Here is a 2,473-nt window from a genome sequence, read left to right as displayed (position 1 = left end):
GTCAGATACGCCGCACTCACACCCTCCAACGCCCCCTCCCACGTCCCCTCGTCGTGCCAGTCGAACGGCACCGCACCCGAACGCGACCCCACCCGCACCCCGTACCCCAGGGCCGTCAGCCGGTCCGCCACCCGACGACCCGTCTTCCCCGTCCCACCGACCACCAGCACGACACCGGACTCGACCGCGAGATCCACCACACCAGCCATCACACACACCCTCATTCCAAGACTCGGAGGAATCACCGACGACCGGTCCTTCGGAGGCGCCGGTTGCGCCCGATCGGCTCGTCGTCGTGGCACCAATTCAAATCCCCCCTGGCCCGGCGATCCATAGCCGCCGCTCTCAGTTCCATGCGCGAGCGTCTACGCCACCGGTACGTCACCGACCAGCGGCGCTCCGCCCACCCACGGCCGTCGAGCCGTCCGCGGCCAGGGCTCCCCTGCCACCCACCACAACACACCCCACCCCCGGCAGAAAGCCCTTTCCAGCACCTCTCGACCCCTCCTCGACCGCGTGGGGCAATCACCGCGCGGTGCGTCCGCAAAGGGCCGAGGGGAAATCGGGGGGAACCGCGTCGGTCGGCCGGATCCGCATTCCCGACACACCGGGACCGCGGAATCCGTCGCCGTCACCGATCGCCCCACGGTACGGGCCCGTACGAATAGCGCCCGGGCCGGGCGGCCCTGTTCCGCCCTGGATGCGGCCCGCCGCCCCGCCGGCCCCCCTTCGGCCCCGCTCGGACGTCGAGGCCGCGCCGACCTGCCCGAATACCCCCGTGGCCCCGGGGCCGGGCGAGTGGCTGGGACCTGTCGAATCCTTGAACCGGTCTACCTGACGGATCATCAGACTTGTTGTGAGTTAGGGAGATTGTCCGTGCACGGGCTCCCTTTCCATGGCTAGCATCGGAAATCCATTCTGTTCGAGCGCTAATCGCCTGGGAGGGGCGGCGCCGGACAGACCGACAGGAGACTTCTTCATGCGCGTGTCCAAGCACGTCCACCCCGTCAGCAGCCGCCCGACCGCGGCCGATGTCGCCCTGCCACCGGCACTGCCCTACCCCGACGGCTGGTCCGCACTCGCCTTCTCCGCCGAGCTCAGGCCCGGCACCGTCCTCACCCGCCAACTCGCGGGCGAGGACGTCGTGCTGTACCGGCTGCGCAACGGCCGCCTCCGCGCGATCCGCCCGTACTGCCCGCACCTCGGCGCCCACCTCGGCCTGGCCGCGGTCGAGGGCGACCACCTGGTCTGCCCCTTCCACCGCTTCGCCTTCGACGCCGAGGGCCGCTGCGTGCGCACCGGGTACGGCACCCCGCCGCCCAAGGCGGCACTGACGCCGCTGCCGGTGCGCGAGGTGAACGAGGCCGTCTTCGTCTGGCGCCACCACGACGGCCGGGAGCCGGACTGGGAGATCCCCGCCTGGCACCGGATCGACGACGGGCGGCAGCCCCTGCGGTACACCTCCTTCGAGATGCCCGGCTACGCCCAGGACGTCATGGAGAACTCCTTCGACCTGGGCCACTTCGTCACCCTGCACGGTTGGCCACAGGGCGAGTTGGTGAAGCCCGTGGAGTTCGACGGCACCACCTTCCACATCTCGATGCTGGTCCGGGAGACCTTCCCGCTGCTCGGCCTGCGCGAGGTCCAGGTCGAGGTGGACGGGTACGGCCTCACCGCCCTGCACACCGACGTGCACACGCCCTCGCTGGGCCTGGAGATCTGCTCGCTGGTCATGGCCACCCAGGTCGCTCCCGGCCGGATGCAGCTGCGGCAGGCGAGCCGCTTCGTCATGTCGGAGCCGTCCGGACTGCCGCCGGTCGTCGCCCGGACGGTCAGCCGGGCGGTCACCAGGCTGCTGGCGGGCCCGATGTTCAAGCGCAACCTGGAGTTCACCGCGGCCGACTTCCCGATCTGGTCCACCAAGCGGTACATGTCGCCGCCGAAGCTCGCCCCGGGCGACGGGCCGATCGGCGCGATGCGGCACTGGGCCCGGCAGTTCTACCCGCCGGACCACCAGGCGCACCTCCCGGGGCCGGCCGCCCTCACCGACCGGGACGGGCCCGGCGCGAACGGGAGCAGCACGCCCGACGGCGCCGCGAACGGGCACGGCCCGAACGGGAGCAGCACGCCCGACGGTGACGCCGCCCCGAGCCGCACCCCGGCGGAGGCCCCCGGCACCGCCCCCAGCGGAGCCGCCCGGAGCTGAGCCGGCCCCGGCCACCCGCCGCCCCTCTCCGCCCAGCTCCGTCGTCCCGACCTGGAAACGGGCGTGCCGGCTCCGGAGAGCGAGAACCCTCCTCGGCGCCTGGCAGGGCACCCTGGGCAGCCAACAGACCTTCGTCAAGCCGGACTTCGCGATCACCATCACCCAGGGCCGGACCAACGACCCGGTCGCGCAGATCCGCAACAACGAAGCGGGAAGAAGCACCCCCGGTTCCTCACACGGCGGGGCGGCCCCCACTCCCCCGGGGGC

At 72.1% G+C, this 2,473-nt stretch carries 1 protein-coding gene and 1 pseudogene; one reads left to right on the top strand and one right to left on the bottom strand.

Annotated features, from left to right (window positions below):
* Positions 1–209: pseudogene (locus ACFRQN_RS40505) on the bottom strand (NmrA family transcriptional regulator); the annotation flags it as partial.
* Positions 210–979: 770 nt separating this feature from the next.
* On the opposite strand from ACFRQN_RS40505, the gene ACFRQN_RS40500 reads away from it, so the two are divergent.
* The gene (locus tag ACFRQN_RS40500) at positions 980–2,206 is read left to right on the top strand and encodes a Rieske 2Fe-2S domain-containing protein (RefSeq protein WP_074002978.1); all 1,227 of its coding nucleotides are present in this window, start codon (positions 980–982) and stop codon (positions 2,204–2,206) included.
* Positions 2,207–2,473 lie beyond the last annotated feature (267 nt).

Source organism: Kitasatospora sp. NPDC056800, assembly GCF_042789775.1.
GTDB lineage: Bacteria > Actinomycetota > Actinomycetes > Streptomycetales > Streptomycetaceae > Kitasatospora.
The sequence above is the reverse complement of the archived record's forward strand: the minus strand, read 5'-3'. Positions and strand labels throughout refer to the sequence as shown.